Source organism: Microbispora sp. H10949 (assembly GCF_014161435.1).
GTDB classification, from domain to species: Bacteria; Actinomycetota; Actinomycetes; order Streptosporangiales; family Streptosporangiaceae; genus Microbispora; species Microbispora triticiradicis.
This window is the reverse complement of record NZ_JABBWZ010000017.1, coordinates 80,160-97,526: the sequence shown is the minus strand read 5'-3', so window position 1 is coordinate 97,526 and position 17,367 is coordinate 80,160. Positions and strand designations below refer to the sequence as shown.

18 protein-coding genes are annotated in these 17,367 nt (G+C 71.6%); 11 read left to right on the top strand and 7 right to left on the bottom strand.

Features of this window, described 5'->3' with window-relative positions:
• Window positions 1–53 precede the first annotated feature (53 nt).
• The gene (locus HHX40_RS33185; RefSeq protein WP_182878235.1) at window positions 54–671 is read left to right on the top strand and encodes a TetR/AcrR family transcriptional regulator; all 618 of its coding nucleotides are present in this window, start codon (window positions 54–56) and stop codon (window positions 669–671) included.
• 132 nt (window positions 672–803) lie between these two features.
• Here HHX40_RS33185 and HHX40_RS33180 read toward each other — a convergent pair whose 3' ends face one another.
• Window positions 804–1,571, bottom strand: a complete 768-nt coding sequence (locus tag HHX40_RS33180) for a collagen-like protein (protein ID WP_220499880.1) — start codon at window positions 1,569–1,571, stop codon at window positions 804–806.
• A gap of 252 nt (window positions 1,572–1,823) precedes the next feature.
• Window positions 1,824–2,519 carry a TetR family transcriptional regulator gene (locus tag HHX40_RS33175; RefSeq protein ID WP_182883735.1) on the bottom strand — a complete coding sequence of 232 codons (696 nt, stop codon included), beginning with the start codon at window positions 2,517–2,519 and terminating at the stop codon, window positions 1,824–1,826.
• A 106-nt stretch (window positions 2,520–2,625) separates the two neighbouring features.
• Between HHX40_RS33175 and HHX40_RS33170 the strand changes: the two genes are divergently transcribed.
• Window positions 2,626–4,110 (top strand): MFS transporter, encoded by a 1,485-nt coding sequence (locus HHX40_RS33170; protein ID WP_182883734.1) that lies wholly within the window; start codon window positions 2,626–2,628, stop codon window positions 4,108–4,110.
• Window positions 4,111–4,152: 42 nt separating this feature from the next.
• Here HHX40_RS33170 and HHX40_RS33165 read toward each other — a convergent pair whose 3' ends face one another.
• Window positions 4,153–5,139, bottom strand: coding sequence for an Lrp/AsnC family transcriptional regulator (locus HHX40_RS33165; RefSeq protein WP_182883733.1), 987 nt, complete (start codon window positions 5,137–5,139; stop codon window positions 4,153–4,155).
• Window positions 5,140–5,378: 239 nt separating this feature from the next.
• Here HHX40_RS33165 and HHX40_RS37395 point away from each other — a divergent pair, with 239 nt between their 5' ends.
• Window positions 5,379–6,470: an FAD-dependent oxidoreductase gene (locus HHX40_RS37395; protein ID WP_182883732.1), complete on the top strand. Its 1,092-nt coding sequence runs from the start codon at window positions 5,379–5,381 to the stop codon at window positions 6,468–6,470.
• A gap of 113 nt (window positions 6,471–6,583) precedes the next feature.
• Window positions 6,584–7,024 carry a sterol carrier family protein gene (locus HHX40_RS37390; protein WP_182883731.1) on the top strand — a complete coding sequence of 147 codons (441 nt, stop codon included), beginning with the start codon at window positions 6,584–6,586 and terminating at the stop codon, window positions 7,022–7,024.
• Between the two features lie 103 nt (window positions 7,025–7,127).
• On the opposite strand, the gene HHX40_RS33150 is transcribed toward HHX40_RS37390, so the two are convergent.
• Window positions 7,128–7,421: a DUF4190 domain-containing protein gene (locus HHX40_RS33150; protein ID WP_117410244.1), complete on the bottom strand. Its 294-nt coding sequence runs from the start codon at window positions 7,419–7,421 to the stop codon at window positions 7,128–7,130.
• A gap of 440 nt (window positions 7,422–7,861) precedes the next feature.
• Between HHX40_RS33150 and purF the strand changes: the two genes are divergently transcribed.
• Together purF and purM are read left to right on the top strand one after the other, a co-directional pair.
• Window positions 7,862–9,298, top strand: a complete 1,437-nt coding sequence (gene purF, locus HHX40_RS33145; RefSeq protein ID WP_117410308.1) for an amidophosphoribosyltransferase — start codon at window positions 7,862–7,864, stop codon at window positions 9,296–9,298.
• Window positions 9,295–10,323 carry a phosphoribosylformylglycinamidine cyclo-ligase gene (gene purM, locus HHX40_RS33140; protein WP_138461725.1) on the top strand — a complete coding sequence of 343 codons (1,029 nt, stop codon included), beginning with the start codon at window positions 9,295–9,297 and terminating at the stop codon, window positions 10,321–10,323. Before purF ends, purM begins: the two co-directional genes overlap by 4 nt.
• A 310-nt stretch (window positions 10,324–10,633) precedes the next feature.
• On the opposite strand, the gene HHX40_RS33135 is transcribed toward purM, so the two are convergent.
• Both HHX40_RS33135 and HHX40_RS33130 read right to left on the bottom strand, forming a co-directional pair.
• Window positions 10,634–10,864 (bottom strand): DUF3073 domain-containing protein, encoded by a 231-nt coding sequence (locus tag HHX40_RS33135; protein ID WP_117410310.1) that lies wholly within the window; start codon window positions 10,862–10,864, stop codon window positions 10,634–10,636.
• Window positions 10,865–11,015: 151 nt separating this feature from the next.
• On the bottom strand, window positions 11,016–12,134 hold the full coding sequence (locus HHX40_RS33130) for a Leu/Phe/Val dehydrogenase (RefSeq protein ID WP_310738387.1): 1,119 nt from the start codon (window positions 12,132–12,134) through the stop codon (window positions 11,016–11,018).
• Between the two features lie 134 nt (window positions 12,135–12,268).
• Here HHX40_RS33130 and HHX40_RS33125 point away from each other — a divergent pair, with 134 nt between their 5' ends.
• Both HHX40_RS33125 and bldC read left to right on the top strand, forming a co-directional pair.
• The gene (locus HHX40_RS33125; RefSeq protein WP_117410312.1) at window positions 12,269–13,135 is read left to right on the top strand and encodes a hypothetical protein; all 867 of its coding nucleotides are present in this window, start codon (window positions 12,269–12,271) and stop codon (window positions 13,133–13,135) included.
• A 360-nt stretch (window positions 13,136–13,495) separates the two neighbouring features.
• The gene (gene bldC, locus HHX40_RS33120; protein ID WP_013133571.1) at window positions 13,496–13,699 is read left to right on the top strand and encodes a developmental transcriptional regulator BldC; all 204 of its coding nucleotides are present in this window, start codon (window positions 13,496–13,498) and stop codon (window positions 13,697–13,699) included.
• 290 nt (window positions 13,700–13,989) lie between these two features.
• Here bldC and HHX40_RS33115 read toward each other — a convergent pair whose 3' ends face one another.
• A complete protein-coding gene (locus tag HHX40_RS33115; protein ID WP_310738386.1) occupies window positions 13,990–14,670 on the bottom strand; it encodes a TetR/AcrR family transcriptional regulator in 681 nt (226 codons plus the stop codon).
• Window positions 14,671–14,902: 232 nt separating this feature from the next.
• On the opposite strand from HHX40_RS33115, the gene HHX40_RS33110 reads away from it, so the two are divergent.
• The 3 genes from HHX40_RS33110 to HHX40_RS33100 all read left to right on the top strand — a co-directional run bounded on the left by HHX40_RS33110 (window position 14,903) and on the right by HHX40_RS33100 (window position 17,366).
• A complete protein-coding gene (locus tag HHX40_RS33110; protein WP_117410313.1) occupies window positions 14,903–16,006 on the top strand; it encodes a LacI family DNA-binding transcriptional regulator in 1,104 nt (367 codons plus the stop codon).
• A 115-nt stretch (window positions 16,007–16,121) separates the two neighbouring features.
• On the top strand, window positions 16,122–16,388 hold the full coding sequence (locus HHX40_RS33105; protein ID WP_138461723.1) for a hypothetical protein: 267 nt from the start codon (window positions 16,122–16,124) through the stop codon (window positions 16,386–16,388).
• A gap of 66 nt (window positions 16,389–16,454) precedes the next feature.
• Window positions 16,455–17,366 carry an N-acetylmuramoyl-L-alanine amidase gene (locus tag HHX40_RS33100; RefSeq protein WP_182883729.1) on the top strand — a complete coding sequence of 304 codons (912 nt, stop codon included), beginning with the start codon at window positions 16,455–16,457 and terminating at the stop codon, window positions 17,364–17,366.
• Window position 17,367 lies beyond the last annotated feature (1 nt).

Below are 17,367 nucleotides of genomic sequence, written 5' to 3'. Positions count from 1 at the left end.
CCTGGCTCCTTGGGGACGAGGGAACGCGCCGAAACGGAATATGCTCCGTTTCCATGGGCGACCCTAACACAACCGGAGCACGATCCGTTTTTACTGAGGCGGAGCTGCGCGCGCCACGGGCGGACGCGACCCGCAACCGCGACCAGTTGCTCGCGGTGGCGACCCGCGTGTTCGTGTCGGCTGACGCCGAGCCGTCGATGCGTGCGATCGCCCGCGAGGCCGGAGTCGGCATCGCCACGCTCTATCGGCACTTCCCGACCCGCGAGTCGCTGGTCGACGCGGTCTACCGGGACCAGGTCGTGCGGCTGACGACCGGCGCCCGCGAGCTGCTCGGCCGGCTGCCCCCGGCTGCGGCGATGCGGCGCTGGATGGACTTGTTCGGGGACTGGATCGCGACCAAGAACGGCATGCTCGACACGCTGCTCGCGATGATCGAGTCGGGCGAGATCGCCCATGCGCAGACCCGGAGCGAGTTGCTGGCGGCCATCACCACGATTCTCGACGCCGGTCGCGCGGCGGGCGACCTCCGCTCCGACGTCACCGCCGAAGACATCGCCGCCTCCCTCATCGGCATCTTCACCGTGGCCCCCCGGCGCGATCACGAAGCCAAGGCCGGTCGCCTGCTGGACCTCCTGATGGACGGCCTCCGGCCCCCCACCCGGCCGGCCTGAGCCCGGATCGAGGCGTGCCTTTCTCGCTGCGTACGCGGGCGCGTTCCCGGCGTGCCGATCGGATGTGATCGACCCCATCCGATCGGCACGGGGAGCCACGCGCGGGCCCGGTGATCGCTTCCGGCTACAGCACTAGCTCTTGAGGCACAGCACGTAGATGGTGCCGCTGACGTTCTTGCCGTAGAGCTTCCAGCCGACCGCCTTGTCGTCGTCGTTCAGGTACGGCGCGTTGGTGGTGATGAAGGGCTGGCCCGAGCCACCGGCGACGAAGCCGCCTCCCGTGGCGACGGTTCCGCTCGGGCACATGACGGAGTCGCTGCCACCGGCGGCCGGCAGGTAGAGGGAGTCGGCCTTGGTGACGACGGTGGCGGAACCCCCCTCGCCCGCGGGGCCTGCCGGGCCCGCGGGACCACGCGCGCCCGTGTCGCCCTTCTCGCCCTTCGGACCGGTGTCCCCCTTGGGGCCCTGCGGCCCGGTGACGCCGTTCCTGCCGTCATCGCCCTTCGGGCCCTGCGGACCGGCCGGACCGCGCTCGCCCTGCGGCCCCTGCTTGCCGTCGTCGCCCTTCGGGCCCTGCGGACCTGCCGGACCGGCCTTGCCGTCGTCGCCCTTGGGACCCTGCGCGCCGGTCTCGCCCTTCGGCCCCTGCGCGCCGGTCTCGCCCTTCGGGCCCTGGGCGCCCGTGTCGCCCTTGGGGCCCTGAAGGCCGCGCGGGCCCTGCAGACCCCTCGGGCCCTGCAGACCACGCGGGCCCTGGGGACCCTGCGCACCCGTGCCGCCGATCCCCGCCGGACCCTGCGGCCCCTGCGGACCCGCCTGGTTCCACGACACCTTGTACTCGGTCGCCTTACAGGTGGTCGTCACCCCGACCAGACGCATGTACCGCGTCGACTTGTTCACACACGCGTAGTACGCGCCACCACTCGCCGACGAGGCCGTCGCCGCCCCACCCAGAACCAGAACCGACCCCACCAGAGCACCAGCCGTCACAAGGCCGATGGTCCGACCGCCCGGCAACTTGATAGCCACGGGACTTCCCTTTCTGCGGCACGCGGAGCGTGAAGATCAAAGTTGTACGCGCGTATCACACGTGCCGGAAGGTGCTTTGGTTGACGTCCGAAACATCACGGATGTGCAACTTCGACCACAGGGCTATGACGCGGCGTCGCCCGTCGCACCGCCCCGCGACTTCCTCGCGGCCATGGTCTCGACGCCACCCATCAGGAGGTCCAGGCCGAACGTGTAGTAGGCCTCCACGTCCGTCTCGTTCTCCATCAGCTTCGCGAACTCCACCATGCGGGGGAACTGGTCGGCCGGCAGCCGTTCCAGGGCGAGCCGCTTCTGCCGCCGCCACTCGGCCGCCTGCGCGGCCGTGAGCCTCTGGGGGCACCCCGGCTCGCCGCCGACGAGGGCGATCGCGCCCTGCAGGAGGTAGTGGGACACGGCCCAGCCCTCCGAGAGCGTGAAACCCGCCAGCGACAGCAGGTCGAGCGCGGCCTCGGTCGCCCGGGTGAAGCTGGGCACCTCCTCCTCCTTGACCAGCGCGAACAGCTGCGGCATGAACCGGTGCCGCCGCATCACCCCCACCAGCGCCTCGACCATCGCGCGCAGCCGGAGGTTCCACGGCGCGGCGGGGTCGAACTCGGGCGTGACCTCGGCCAGGAGGTGATCGGAGAGGCAGGCGAGCAACTGGTCCTTGTTCTTGACGTGCCAGTACAGCGCCATCGGCGTGACGCCCAGCTCCTGGGCCAGCCGCCGCACCGTGACGGCGTCGAGGCTCTCGGAGTCGGCCACCTCGACGGCCTTCTCCACCAGCGCCCGGCGGCTCAACCGCTCCGTGTCAGCCATGGTCCGCTCCCTCGCTACCTCCGCACTTGACAACTATACGACGTACAAGTTCTCCTATGCACTGTACATGTACGCCGTACATGTACTCCGTACAAGAGGAGGACTCATGTCTGGACGGTGGTGGGCGCTCGTCGCGGTGGCGCTTGCGACATTCATGACGTATTTGGACAACAACGTCGTCAACGTGGCGTTGCCCACGATCCAGCGCGACCTGGCGCTGACGATCTCCGGCCTGGAGTGGATCGTGAGTGCGTACATCCTGGTTTTCGCGGGACTGCTGCTCGCCGGGGGACGCCTCGCTGACGTCTTCGGTCCCCGGGCCGCGTTCTTCACCGGCTTGACGGTCTTCACGCTCGCCTCGGTGGCGGCGGGCCTGGCCTGGAACCAGGAGACGCTGATCGGCGCGCGGGCCCTGCAGGGGCTCGGCGCGGCGCTGGTGACTCCGGCCACGCTGGCCTTGCTGCCGCGGATCTTCCCCGACCCGCGTGAGCGGGCGACGGCCGTCGGCGTCTGGAGCGCCGTCGGCGCCCTGGCCCTCGCGATCGGCCCGCTCACCGGCGGTTTCCTCAGCGAGAACGCCCACTGGGGCTGGATCTTCCTGATCAACGCGCCGATCGGCGTGGTGGCGGCCGTGATCGGCGCGCGGGCGATCCGGGTGGAGCGGGTCACGCCTGAGCAGGTCGCCACCGGGCAGGTCACCACCGGGCAGGTCACGGTCGCTTCCGGGCGGGGCGCGACCGGGCGGCTCTCCCTCGACCTGCCGGGCCTGGCCACCTCCGCCGTCTCGCTGTTCGCCCTCACCTACGCGCTGATCGAGGGCGCGTCCCGCGGGTGGACCTCCGGCCCGATCCTCGGCGCGTTCGCCGTCGCCGCGGTGGCCGCCGTCGCCTTCCTCGTGGTCGAGTCCCGTACGGCGCAGCCGATGATCGACCTGACGCTGTTCAGGGAGCGGGTCTTCAGCGGCGGGCTGCTGGCGATGGGGCTGTGGGCGTTCGGGGTGTTCGGCATCTACTTCTTCACGGCGATCTATCTGCAGAGCGCGCTCGGGTTCTCCCCGATCGAGGCCGGTGCGGGCTTCGTGCCGATGGCGCTGCTCATGGCGGTGTCGGCGACCGTCGCGCCCCGGCTCGCCGAGCGTTTCGGCAGCGGGCCGACCGTCGCGGCCGGTCTCGGCCTGATGGCGGTGGCCGTCGCCGGGCTGTCGAGCGCGGGCGAGGGCTCCCACTACGGCGATCTGCTCCCCTGGTTCCTCGTGTACGGCCTGGGCGGCGGCCTGCTCGTCCCGCTGACGAACGTCGTGCTGAACGCCATGCCCCCCGCCCGTGCGGGGGTGGCCTCGGGTGTGCTCAACGTCTCCCGCGAGGTCTTCGGCCTGCTCGGGGTCACGATCCTGGGCGCCGTCCTGAGCGCCAGGCAGAGCGCGCTCACCGGCCCTCCGCTGCACACCTTCCTGGAGGCGTACCGGTTCACACTGCTCATCGCGGGGGCGATCGTGCTGGTCGGCGTGCCGGTCAGCCTCTACTCGCTGCGCCGCACCCGCACCGCCGCGTCCGTGCCCGCCGAATCGGCCGTGCCCGAGCCCGTCGCCTGACTCTCCGGACGGCCGGGAAGGGCCGGGAAGGGCGGCGACGGTTCAGGACGAGAGGGCGACGCCGGGGAGCGGGGTGGCGGGCAGTAGGGCGCCGGCCCGCTTGATCGTGCGGATCACCGGAGCGGTCTCCACCTCGATCACCCCGCTCAAAGGCGCCACCCGTTCGGTCAGGTAGCGGTAGAGGGCCCGAGTGTCGCGGCAGGTCACCCCGGCCATGAGGTTGGCCGGGCCGGTGGTGGCCGCCACCACGTCGGCCTCGGCGTGACCGGCCATGGCCGCGCCGACGGCGGTCAGGGCCCGTGGCTCGACCTTCATCCACAACCATGCCTCGGCGTGGTAGCCGAGCACCTGTGCGGGGATCTCCACGTCGAGACGCAGGGCCCCGGCGGCGCGCAGTTGTTCGAGTCGCCGGCGGGCGGTGGTCTGCGAGCATCCTGCGGCCGCAGCCAGTTCGCCGAGGCCGGCCCGGCCGTCCTGGGCCAGCACCCGCAGCAGGGCGTGGTCCTCGCCGCTCAGGGTGATCTCGTGCTCGTCGTCCAGGGGATCCGGGCTCAGGCGGGCGGCCTGCTCCTCGGAGAGCGCGGCCGTCCGGCTGCGCCACCCGGCGAACATGTGCAGCGTGGCGTGAGCCGACATCGAGGCGATGCGCGGAGTCCTGGGAAGCCTCTTCAGCAGCAGGTCGTCCCCCTCCTCACCGGCCTGGACCCCGCAGGCGATCTCGGTGCCGCCGGACAGCAGCCGTACCCAGACGGTGTCCTCGCGCCGGGCCAGCGCCTCGGCCACCGGCCTGGCGGCGTCCGGCGTGCACACCAGACGCACCGCCCAGGAGACCCGCCCGAAGCGAGTGCCGTCCAGCATGCCGACCACCCGCAGGAGTCCCTGAGAGCGCAGCCTGCGGTAGCGGCGCCCGATGGTGTGCTCGGAGGTGCCGATGACCTCGGCGACCCGGCGGAAGGGCACCCGGCCGTCGAGCTGGAGCGCGTGCACGAGAGCACGGTCAATGCCGTCCAGCACGCTAATTTTCGCCATATTGTATGCTTTCCTGCGATTTGCCTCCACGTACAGGCCGTTGAACTGCGGGCCCGGCCGTGCCGAGGCGATCGTGAACGCATGAGCACCCATCTGGTTTCCGGCGCCACAGGGAACGCCGGAAGGCGATTCGTGGAGCGGCTCGTCCGGGCGGACTCCGCCATGGAACGCCTTGCTCCGGCCATGCCGCTGTCGCGATGGGCCGCTGAGCACGCGGCCGGCTTCGGCGGTGGGCCGCGATGAGAGTGATCGTCGTCGGAGCGGGCCTGGGCGGCCTGGCCCTGGCCAACGGACTGCGTGCGCACGGCATCGACGTGGCCGTCTACGAGCGTGATCCCTCGCCCGTGGTCCGCGGCCAGGGCTACCGTCTGCATCTGGGCGACCTGGGCATCGACGCGCTGACATCGGTGCTCGCGCCCACGCGGGCATCCGCGTTCCTGGCCGGCGCTCACGCGCCCAAGGCCCGGTTCGTGCGTTTCGATACGGCACTCCACGTTGTGGAAGAGCATGATTTCGGCGGCCGGCACCTGTCGGTCGACCGGCAGGAGTTACGCGACGTCCTGCTGGCGGACGTGAACGAGATGATCAGCTATGGCAGGCGCCTCACCGCCTTCCGGGACGAGGCCGGACGGGTGACCGCGTACTTCGACGACGGCACCACGGCCGACGGCGAGGTGCTGGTGGGCGCCGACGGCGTCAACTCCACGGTCCGCAGGCAGTACCTGCCGCACGCCCGCGTCGTCGGCACCGGCCTCGCACAGCTCTACGGCAAGATCTCCCGCAGCCTGACCGAGGACCTGGACAACGTGTTCAGCGCGGTCACCGGACCCGGCCACCGCGTGGTGGGGGTCGCCCGCACCCGCGATTACGCCACCTGCTCCTTCAGCGCCCGGATCGACGAACTCCCGCCCGATCTCCACCGCATGACCCAGCAGCAGCTCAAATCCCTGGTCATGGAGATGACACACGGCTGGCACCCCCGCGTCCGGCAGATGCTCGAAGACTGGCGGGAGATCGTCCCGCTGGCGCTGCGCACCAGCATCCCCGTCGACCCCTGGCGCACCACCCGCGTCACGCTGCTCGGCGACGCGGCCCACGCGATGAGCCCGGCGGCGGGGGCCGGGGCCAACCTCGCCCTCCAGGACGCTGCGCGGCTCACCGCCGCTCTCGCCTGCGGCGGCCCGCCGGGGCTGCGTTCCTACGAGAGCGAGATGATCGACTCGGGCTTCGCCGCGGTACGCGCCTCCGCCGCCAACGGCACTCGGATCCTCGGTCAGGACCCGCTCCCGGACCGCCAGGAGGATCGACGCACCGTCCCCCGAAGTTCATAGCCCCGGCCGGACGGCCGGGCGCCGGGCAGGGCGAGCCGCGCGGCCCGGACCGCGGCGCGTACGCGACCCGACGGGGAGCCGGGCCGCGGGCCGGGATCCGGGACAATGGGCCGGTGCCGGCACGCAGACTCGACCCCGAGAAGATCAGAGAGGCGCTCGACGCCCAGCTCGCCGATCTCGGACGGCCGCCGTACGACGGCCCCGCGACCAGGGCGGCCGGCGTGTGTGTGGGGGCCGTGCTGGACGCCTTCGAGGCCGGGCGGGCACCGGTCAGGACAGCCGCCCGCGCCGCCGTACGGCACCTGCTGGAGGAACTGGCCGCGCGGGCGCCGGGGCGGTCGGTGGAGGTGCGGGTCCCGCCGTACGCGGCCGTGCAGTGCGTGGAGGGGCCCCGGCACACCCGGGGCACTCCGCCCAACGTGATCGAGACCGATCCGCGCACCTGGCTCGAACTGGCCACCGGCCGCCTGTCCTGGGCCGACGCGACGGACGCCGGGAAGATCGCGGCCAGCGGCGCCAGAGCCGACCTGTCCTGGCTCCTGCCGCTGGCGTGACCTCGCGCTCCGGCGCCCTGGCATGGCCTTACGCCAGGACGCTCCGCCGCCACCGGCCTGTCATGCGGCGACCCCGAGGCGCGCGGTGACGGGCTCGCCGGGGTCACCGCGGCCGGCCGAGCCTGTCGTCCACGCAGCGCCGCGCGTCCTCCTGGGTGGGGTAGAGCCGGGAGTCGAAGCACTCGCCGAGGCGCCGGCTCTGGAACCAGTTGTAGAGCACCACGCCGAGGATCAGGGCGAGGACCAGGGTCAGCGCGTTCAGCACGACCCCGGCGGTGGCTCTGCGCCTGTTGGAGTTCCTGGCGATCGCCACGATGCCGAGGACCAGCCCGACGACGGCCAGGACCGTCCCGACGCCGCAGAACAGCAGCAGGACGAGCGAACAGATCCCGAGCACCAGCGCCGCCGTGCCGAGGCCGCCACCGGGTCCACCGGGCCCACCGGGCCCACCACCGGGCCCGCCGCCCGGCCCTCCGGGTCCCCAGGGCCCGCCGGGACCGTCCGGCCCCCAGGGCGGCGGCAACGGCCCGCCGTACGGTGGCCTGCCCGTAGGCTCACCGGAAGGGGGCTCGCCATAGGGCGGCCCGCCGTGAGGAGGCCCGCCAGGAGGTCCCCCGTACGGGGGCCCGCCGTACGGCCCGCACGGGGGCCCGGGGTCGCCGGGTCTCGCCACGATGATCCCTCCCGTACGTGATTCTGGCCTCTGCCGCGGCCCTCAGGCTCTCCCGGAATCACGGTGTGAGCAGGGACGACACGGCAAAGAGCGGTTGAGGGTTACGGCGGCCGAAGGGCATGCGCCGGTTTGAGCAGCGTCAATGCCTGAATAGACTCGACTGTGTGTTGAAGGGCGACGGCCGGCTGGGCCATGACCTCGACCCCCAGGACCGCGCTCCGAAGGACGCCTGTGGCGTCTTCGGCGTATGGGCGCCTGGGGAGGACGTCTCCAAACTCACCTACTACGGCCTCTACGCGCTGCAGCACCGTGGACAGGAGTCCGCGGGCATCGCGGTCAGCGAGGGCAGCCGAATCCTCGTCTACAAGGACATGGGCCTGGTGGCCCAGGTCTTCGACGAGTCGATCCTCGGCACCCTGCGCGGGCACCTGTCCATCGGGCACTGCCGTTACTCCACGACGGGATCGAGCGTCTGGGAGAACGCGCAGCCGACGCTGAGCTCCACCGACGGCGGCGGGCTGGCGCTCGCCCACAACGGCAATCTGATCAACACCGCGCAGCTCGCCGAGCGGCTCACGTCCGGTGCGATGCGGGCCACCACCGACACCGAGGTGCTCACCGCGCTGCTCGCGCAGGACGCCTCGCGCCCCGTGGACGACGTCGCGGCCGAACTGCTGCCGGAGGTCAAGGGCGCCTACTCGCTCGTCTGGATGAACGAGACCACGCTGTTCGCCGCCCGCGACCCGCAGGGCATCCGGCCGCTCGTGCTGGGCAGGCTGGAGCGCGGCTGGGTGGTCGCCTCCGAGACCGCGGCGCTCGACATCGTCGGCGCGTCGTTCATCCGGGAGATCGAGCCCGGCGAGCTGCTGACGATCGACGAGCGCGGCGTGCGCTCGCGCCGCTTCGCGGTGGCCGAGCCGAAGGGCTGCCTGTTCGAGTACGTCTACCTCGCCCGGCCCGACACGACGATCGCCGGGCGCGGCGTGCAGTCCACCCGGGTCGAGGTCGGGCGCGTGCTCGCCCGTGAGCACCCCGTGGACGCCGACCTCGTCATCCCGACGCCCGAGTCCGGCACCCCGGCCGCCATCGGATACGCCGAGCAGAGCGGCATCCCGTACGGCCAGGGCCTGGTGAAGAACTCCTACGTCGGCCGCACCTTCATCCAGCCGTCGCAGACCATCCGCCAGCTCGGCATCCGGCTCAAGCTCAACCCGCTGCGCGAGGTCATCGAGGGCAAGCGCCTGGTGGTCGTGGACGACTCGATCGTCCGCGGCAACACCCAGCGGGCGATCGTGAAGATGCTGCGCGAGGCGGGCGCCACCGAGGTGCACGTCCGGATCTCCTCGCCCCCGGTCGCCTGGCCCTGTTTCTACGGCATCGACTTCGCCACCCGGGCGGAGCTGATCGCCGGGTCGCTGTCGGTGGAGGAGATCCGCTCCTCGCTCGGCGCCGACTCCCTCGGCTACATCTCGCTCGACGGGCTGACCCGGGCGACGACGCTGCCCGCCGACCGGCTCTGCCGCGCCTGCTTCACCGGTGAGTACCCCATCCCGATCGAGGACGACCGGGTGGGCAAGTTCGTGCTGGAGGCCCAGCGATGACCAGCTACGCCGACGCCGGCGTCGACATCGAGGCGGGCGACCGCGCGGTCGAGTTGATGAAGTCGCGGGTGGCGCGGTCCCGGCGGCCCGAGGTCGTCGACGACGCCAGCGGCTTCGCCGGGCTCTTCGACGCCTCGGCCTTCCTGCGTTACCGCCGGCCGCTGCTCGCCACGTCCACCGACGGCGTGGGCACCAAGGTCATGCTGGCGCAGCGGCTCGGCAAGCACGACACGATCGGCATCGACCTCGTCGGCATGGTGGTGGACGACCTCGTCGTGTGCGGGGCCGAGCCGCTGTTCATGACCGACTACATCGCCTGCGGGAAGGTGGTGCCGGAGCGCATCGCCGACATCGTCGGCGGCGTCGCCGAAGGCTGCCGCCTCGCGGGCTGCGCGCTGGTCGGCGGCGAGACCGCCGAGCATCCCGGCGCGATGGGCCCCGACGAGTACGACCTCGCGGGCGCCGGCACCGGGGTCGTCGAGGCCGACGAGATGCTCGGGCCCGACCGGGTGGTGCCGGGGGACGTGGTGCTCGGGCTGGCCTCCAGCGGCGTCCACTCCAACGGCTACTCGCTGGTCCGGCATGTGATCGCGAAGGCCGGGCTGGACCTGGAGCGGGAGTTGCCCGAGCTGGGCCGCACGCTCGGCGAGGAACTGCTCACGCCGACCCGCGTCTACTCGCTCGACTGCCTGGCGCTCATCCGGGAGACCGAGGTGCACGCGCTCGCCCACATCACCGGCGGCGGGCTCGCGGCGAACCTGGCCAGGTCCCTGCCCGCGACGGCCGACGCCGTGCTCGACCGGAGCTCCTGGACGCCTCCCGCGATCTTCGAGGTGCTGGCCGGCCACGGCGGCGTGCCACAGGAGGAGATGGACAGGACGTTCAACCTCGGCGTGGGAATGTGCGCGATCGTCCCGGCGGCGGAGGCCGACAGGGCGCTGGCGCTGCTGACCGGCCGCGGCCTGCCCGCCTGGGTGCTGGGCGAGATCGTCGCCGGAGAGGGGCGGGCGCGTTTCCGTCGGTGAGCCCGCGTCGTCCGGCGGCCGGTGTGTGACACGTCTCACGGCGTGCCCGCCGTTCACCCCGACCGGCGGCGAGGGCTCGCCTCGGCTCCCGTCGCAGGGTGCCCGTCAGCGGAAGAACGCGGGCGTCCCCGGGCGCTCCCCGAACAGGCCGACGTGGCGAGTGCGCGAGGCGGGCACGCACACAACCGGGCGTACCACCTCGCGTGAAGGCGCGTCGCAGGTCGCGGACACGCTGATCACCGCATATGAGTCAGCAACCCGGCGGGGGAACGGTCCCCGCCGGGTCACTCAACTGGCGATCGGTAACGGCTCAGCGCCGCCCGGGGCTGCCGTCGTCGCCGTCATCGTCGTCGACGGCCGCGTAATCGCTGTAGCGATCAGCCAACTCGTCGTAAGGGTCATGCTCGTCACTGTGGCCGGAATCGTCGGCGTCCACGACTCCGAGCTCCGCGCGCAGGCGCTCAAGATCCGTCCCGCCGCTGTTGTACTTCAGCTGACGGGCGACCTTGACCTGCTTGGCCTTGGCTCGGCCGCGCCCCATTGGCTCGACCCCCTCATGCGGGGTCGTGCCCGACCCCTCGTCACTAACGCACCGCGCACCGACGCCACCTGACTTCAGGCGTCAGTCTCTCGTTCGCCTATTACCGTACCTGGTTTGTGCGCCGCTCGGTACGTCGTAAGAGCGGCGGCGGTCAGCGCCGGAGCCAAATCCCCCTAAGCCGACCTATTTCCGACATTCTGCGCTCCGCCAGCCTATCCGCGGCGACCGCGGGAGGAACCCCTTCCTCCTCGGCCGACCGGAAGATCCTGCGGGTGGTGTCGAAGATCATCGCGGCCCGCGCGCGGGCGCGTTCCATGTCGAATCCCCCGATTTCATCGGCCACCTGGATGACCCCGCCCGAGTTGACGACGTAGTCGGGGGCGTACAGGACGCCCCGCTCGGCGAGCTGCTTCTCGACGCCCGGATGCGCGAGCTGGTTGTTCGCCCCGCCACAGACGATCTTCGCCTTGAGCCGGGGGACGGTCTCGTCGTCCAGCGCCCCGCCGAGCGCGCAGGGGGCGTACACGTCGATGTCGGACGCGGCCAGCGTGGCGGCGTCGGGCACGACCTCGACGGCCGGATGGCGCTGCCGCACCCACTCGACGGCCCGCTCGTCGACGTCGCAGACGACGACCTCGGCGTCGTCCTCGATCAGGTGGTCGACGAGCCGGCGGCCGACCTTGCCGACCCCCTCGACCCCGACCCGCCGGCCCCTCAGGGACGAGGTGCCGTACATGTGGTCGGCGGCGGCCCGCATGCCCTGGAAGACCCCGAAGGCGGTGAGGATGGAGGAGTCTCCGGCGCCGCCGTGCGCCGGGGTCCGGCCGGTGACGTAGGAGCACTCCCGCGCCACGACGTCCATGTCCTCGCTGTAGGTGCCCACGTCACAGGCGGTGTAGTAGCGGCCGCCCAGCGACTGGACGAACCTGCCGTACGCGCGCAGGAGCGCCTCGCTCTTGTCGGCCGAGGGATCACCGATGATCACGGCCTTGCCGCCGCCGTGGTCGAGCCCGGCCAGCGCGTTCTTGTACGCCATGGCCCGGGAGAGGTTGAGGACGTCGGCAAGGGCGGCCTGCTCGCTCTCGTAGGGATAGAACCGGGTGCCGCCGAGCCCCGGTCCGAGGGCGGTGCTGTAGATCGCGATGATCGCGTAGAGGCCGCTGCGCTCGTCGGTGCAGAAGACGACCTGCTCGTGCCGTATCGGCTGAACGGGGTTGACGCCGTCACCCGAGCCGGATTCCTTGTGGGACAGCCCGAAAACGTCGGTCACGGTAGTGACTCCTGATCGTGTACGCCGCCTCGTCGCGGCGATTCGCCTCCAGCTTAGCCGACCCGGCCATGAAACGATCATGAAAAACCGGGACAGTGCTGCGCGTTCCTCCCCCGACATGGCACGATTCTGGTGTGCTCCCCTACGCCGCCTATCTCCGTGTGTACGAGCCGCTGACCGCTTTCACCCCTCAGGATCGGGCGCGGTGGGCCCGGTACGCCGGGTCGCGCGACCGGCCGCGCCGGGCCGGCGCGCTCGAGGTCGAGCACGGCGAGGCGGTCCGCCGGCTGCTGAGCGTCCCGCCCCTGCCCGCGCCCGAGCGCGAGAGCCCCAACGCCTACCTGCGGCGGGTGGAGGAGACGCTCTACGTCTGCCCCTGGCAGAGCAGGCTCCGGTCGTGGCTGGCGTTCGCCTCCTTCCGCGGCAGCACGCCGGTCAGGCTGGCCTCCCGGTTCGTCCCCCAGGCCATCGCCGAGCAGACCGCCGACGACTTCGACCGGTTCAAGCGCGGGGAGGAGTCCCTGCGCACCTACATCCGCACGAGCACCTGGCACGTCCCGACCGCGTGGTTCGTGCCGTTCGACTCGGCCGAGCGCTGGCTCGTGCTGGGCTCGGAGCAGCCGGCCGAGCCCGTCTCGCAGACCACCGCCGCGCCGCCCAGGAACATGCTGTACGTCACCTCGATGGCGCAGGCCCGCCGCCGGGTGGCCCGGGCCCTGGTGGTCATCCGCCGCCATGTCGGGCAGGTCGCCGCGCTGACCGAGGTGGAGGACATCGGCCGCTGGCTGGAGGAGTTCCATCCCCACTCGCTCGTCGAGCTCGACTACGGCGGCCTCGTCCACCTGATGGACGACCGGACGCTCCAGGGCGACCAGTCCGTCGCGGAGGTCGCCGCGGCCCTGGCGGGCCTGGATACGGGTCAGGAAGAACTTGCCTTCGCGATGTATCAGCGGGTGATTGTCCGCTGGAGGTCGATCCGCGCCCTCGAATCGGCAAACTGAGGGTCATCAACACGCCCCGACCTGCAGATTCTGGTCATGGGATAGTCGATCACACATCTACGAACTGAGTAGTTTGCCGTTTTCACTGCGATACCACGAAACGTGTCGCTAGAATCACCCAGCGTGACATCAACCCGTGGTCGAGACGTTGTGCCCGGAGGGCTCGCCAATCGCGCTACGTGGCTGTATGGTCACATCGGGTGATGCCGTAAATGATCCTAGAAACCGCACGTTTTTGGATCATTGACGGACATCCGTGACAGTGCCGCGCCGACAGCATTGTGCTGTACGGAGCGGCACGAGCGTCAGACAAGTCGGAGGATCGCTGCCGACGGTCCACACGGAGGAGAGGCCGCACAAATGTCAGCTCGTACACCCGAGGCCGAGCCACTGCTCACCCCGGCGGAGGTCGCCACGATGTTCCGCGTCGACCCGAAGACCGTCACGCGGTGGGCGAAGGCGGGCAAGTTGACGTCGATCCGCACCCTCGGCGGTCACCGGCGGTACCGGGAGACCGAGGTCCGCGCACTGCTCGCGGGGATTCCGCAGCAGCGGTCCGAGTAGGACGTGGCCGCCGCGTCACGGGGGAACGACGGCGCGCTCGCGTCGGGGATGTGAGCGCGCCCACCATGCTCCCGTGACCGATCACCGGTCACGGGAGGGATCTGGGGCCGGCGCCGCCCGCCCGGCGCCTCCCCGCGCACGCTGTCCCGTGCGCCTTTCTTCCCTGCCTCCACGGCGATCCGATCCTTACCGGAACGCCCGGAGCAGGCGCCCTCGCCGTCCCCGTACGGGGAGCGCACCCGACCGTTCGGCGATCAGACCGGCCCGTTCGGCGATTGACCTGATCCGGTTCAGGGGACCGGCTCGCCACCCGGCACGAGCGCCGGAGAGCCCAGCAGCGTCCCGACTTCGGGGTCGTGCCCACCGGCCACCTCCAGGAGCGCGACCACCTGGCCCACCAGCAGCCGCTCCAGGTCGTCCCGCGCCATGTCGCGGTGCTCCAGCCAGTCGAGCCCGGCCGTCTCCACCGACGCGATCCACGACCTCAGCGTGACGCGCAGCGCCGGGCCGGGCGTCTCGACGCCCAGCTCATAGGTGATCATGCGGAGCATGCGCTGCCGCACGCCGTCCACGATCTCGCCGATCTCGCCCGCGCGGTTGGCCGGGCCACCCCTGAGCAGCGCGGCGAACCCGGCCGCGCGCTCCTCCACGAAGTCGAAGTAGCGCGTCAGGCCCAGCGCGAGCCGCTCCAGGGGCCCGCCTTCGCTCTGCGGCTGCAACCGCGCCTGTAACTCGGCGGCGGCGCTGCGCAGGGCGGCCACGTAGAGCTCCTGCTTGCCCCCGAAGTAGTGGTAGACGAGCGCCCGGGAAGCGCCCGCGGTGACCGCCACGTCGTCGATCGAGACGTCCTCGGCGTCATGCCTGCTGAACAGCTCCAGCGCCGCGGCGATGAGCTCTTCCCGCCGCCTGTCGACGCTCAGCCTGCGCCGCGCCGGCCGTGCGCCCTCCTCCGCTTGGCGTGTGGCACCCACATCCCGCACCCTAGCGAATCGTCCTCGTTATGGGGGGATCGGGCAGATCAAGGGTCGACCCCGGAACCGCATCCGCGGCGGGCGCCGTACCCGCGTTCCGGCTACCCTTCCCACACCCGCTGGGAAGGAATGATCCCGCTTTAAGGCGCTCTTAAGGCGGTCAACCCGTACCCTCAGGGCAACTCGATCGTTTGGTGTGTCAGGTGCACGTCCACGCATCGTGGGGAGAACCATGTCAGGACCGTCCATGCAGACCACTGCCCGGAAAGACGCCGGGGTCGGGATACCCGACTGCGGACTGTCCGACGGGTTCAGCCCTCGGCCACGTCCCACGATCCGCAACGTGGCCGAACGCGCCGGCGTCTCCAAGTCGCTGGTGTCACTCGTACTGCGGGGTTCCCCGCACGTCAGCGAGCACCGCAGGGAAGCGGTGCTGCAGGCCGCCCGCGAGCTCGGCTACCGGCCGAACGCGGTGGCGCGCAGCCTCGTCGAGGGGCGGACCCACCTGGTGGGCGCTCTCGTGGCCGACCTGCACAACCCGTTCTACGCCGAGTTCCTCGACGGCCTGCAGGAGAGCCTGCACGGCGACGGGCTGCGGCTGCTGATCGGCAGCGGCCGCTGGGACCCGGCGTTCGAGGACGAGGCCGTGGAGGCCTTCCTGGAACTGCGCGTGGACGGCCTCGTCCTGCTCGGCGTCGCGCCCTCCAGCGACACGCTGGCCGAGGCCGCGGCGTACACCCCGACCGTGGTGGTGGGCGAGCGCGACGTCGAACTCGAGGGCGTGGACATCGTCGTCGACGACGACCAGTACGGCGCCCGCCTCGCCGTCGACCACCTCGTGGAGCAGGGGCACCGGCGCATCGCCCACATCGAGGGCGCTCCGTCGTCGGCGGCCCGCTGCCGCTGCGAGGGATACCTGGTGGCCATGCGCCGCCACGCCCTGGCGCCGTACATCATGGTCGAGCACGGCGACTTCAGCGAGGAGGGCGGCCGGCGCGCGGCGCTGGCGCTGCTGCGGCGCGAACCCCGTCCGACGGCGATCTTCGCGGCGAACGACATCGTGGCCATGGGCGTGCTGTCCGCGGCGAGCGAGCTGGGCCTGCGGGTGCCCGAGGACCTGTCGGTCGTCGGGTACGACAACACGCACCTGGCGTCCGTCACCCACATCTCGCTGACCAGCGTGGACCAGCCCCGGCGGGCCATGGGCCGCTCGGCGGCGGCGCTGCTGAGCGACCGCATCACCGAGCCGGGCCAGACCGCGCGGCTGCGGCAGGTGACCCCCCAGCTCGTCGTACGGCGCAGCACCGGCCCCGCGCCAAGCGACGCCAAAAGCTAGGTCAACCGGCGACGTGTCCCCTCGCGGCCGGTGTTGACTGCGGCCGTGACGCCGGCCCCCCGGCGGGTCGCCGAGTGGCTTCCCGCGGGCCGGTGACCGAGAATCGGGGGGATTCATGCGTGATCCTGAGTTGGTCTCCTGCGCCCAGCGGGCCGCGGTCGAGCTGGAGCGGGCCTGGGCGCACTGGCGGGAGAGCCGGGGGCTGGACGGCGAGGACGTCGCGGAGTCGGTGGCGAGCTACGTCGCCCACTCGATCGACCATCCGTGGGGACGGCCCCGTGTGGTGCTGGGCCTCGACGCCGAGGACGCCCGTGAGCTGGCCGCCCTCCTGCACCGGCAGGAGATCCCCGAGCCGGCCTGGATAGCCAGGTTCCCGGCATAACGGTCTGATCACGAGCCCCTTCCGGTTAGGTTGGTGAGACCACACCTCCGGGAAGGGACTTCCAGCGTGATCAGACGCCCGCTCGCCGCCGCAGCCCTGGCCCTGTGCGGGTTCGGCGCCGCCGCCTGCGGCGGCGGTGAGGCCACCGGCACGGGGGCCGCGGCCCCGGCCGCCTCTCCGCCGGCCGCGGCCCCGGACACCGCCTCGGGCACGGCCGGCGGCACCGCTGCGGGCTCCGCTGACGGCACGCCGGCCGCCCCGGACACCGGAACGGCCAGCCCGGTCACCCGTACGGCGTCCGAGTCCGCCGCCCGGCCGCTGAGCGGCAAGATCGTGGTGATCGACCCGGGCCACAACGGGGGCAACTTCCGGCACACCCGGGAGATCAACAGGCAGGTGAACATCCTCACCCAGAGGAAGGCCTGCGACACCACCGGGACGTCGACGAACGACGGCTACACCGAGGCGGCCTTCACCTGGGACGTGTCCAACCGGCTCGCCCGGCTGCTGCGGGACCAGGGCGCGACGGTCAGGCTCACGCGGGCGGACAACACCGGCTGGGGCCCGTGCATCAACCAGCGGGCCGCGATCGGCAACAAGGCGCACGCGGACGCCGCGATCTCCATCCACGGCGACGGAGCGGCGCCCGGCGCGCACGGGTTCCACGTCATCATGCCGAAGAAGATCGGCGGGCCGGTCGACCCGGTCGTCGGCGACTCCCAGCGGCTGGGCCGGAAGGTCCGCGACGCCTTCCACAACGGCACCGGGCTGCCGTACTCGACCTACATCGGCAGGCAGGCGCTGAACTACCGCAGCGACCTCGGCGGGCTCAACCTGTCGACCGTGCCGAAGATCTTCATCGAGTGCGGCAACATGCGCAACGCCGGCGAGGCCCGCAGGTTCAGGGACGCGAGCTTCCGGCAGACCATCGCCGAGTCGCTGGCGAAGGGCCTCAAGGCCTACCTCACCACTCAGTAGA

Excerpts from the sequence above, each read along its gene's own strand:
- bldC (WP_013133571.1), top strand. The coding sequence starts at position 13,496 with ATGTCAGCTCGTACACCCGAGGCCGAGCCACTGCTCACCCCGGCGGAG.
- HHX40_RS33110 (WP_117410313.1), top strand. The coding sequence starts at position 14,903 with ATGTCAGGACCGTCCATGCAGACCACTGCCCGGAAAGACGCCGGGGTC.
- purM (WP_138461725.1), top strand. The coding sequence starts at position 9,295 with ATGACCAGCTACGCCGACGCCGGCGTCGACATCGAGGCGGGCGACCGC.
- HHX40_RS33165 (WP_182883733.1), bottom strand. The coding sequence starts at position 5,139 with ATGGCGAAAATTAGCGTGCTGGACGGCATTGACCGTGCTCTCGTGCAC.
- HHX40_RS33105 (WP_138461723.1), top strand. The coding sequence starts at position 16,122 with ATGCGTGATCCTGAGTTGGTCTCCTGCGCCCAGCGGGCCGCGGTCGAG.
- HHX40_RS33135 (WP_117410310.1), bottom strand. The coding sequence starts at position 10,864 with ATGGGGCGCGGCCGAGCCAAGGCCAAGCAGGTCAAGGTCGCCCGTCAG.
- HHX40_RS33170 (WP_182883734.1), top strand. The coding sequence starts at position 2,626 with ATGTCTGGACGGTGGTGGGCGCTCGTCGCGGTGGCGCTTGCGACATTC.
- HHX40_RS33185 (WP_182878235.1), top strand. The coding sequence starts at position 54 with ATGGGCGACCCTAACACAACCGGAGCACGATCCGTTTTTACTGAGGCG.
- HHX40_RS37395 (WP_182883732.1), top strand. The coding sequence starts at position 5,379 with ATGAGAGTGATCGTCGTCGGAGCGGGCCTGGGCGGCCTGGCCCTGGCC.
- HHX40_RS33175 (WP_182883735.1), bottom strand. The coding sequence starts at position 2,519 with ATGGCTGACACGGAGCGGTTGAGCCGCCGGGCGCTGGTGGAGAAGGCC.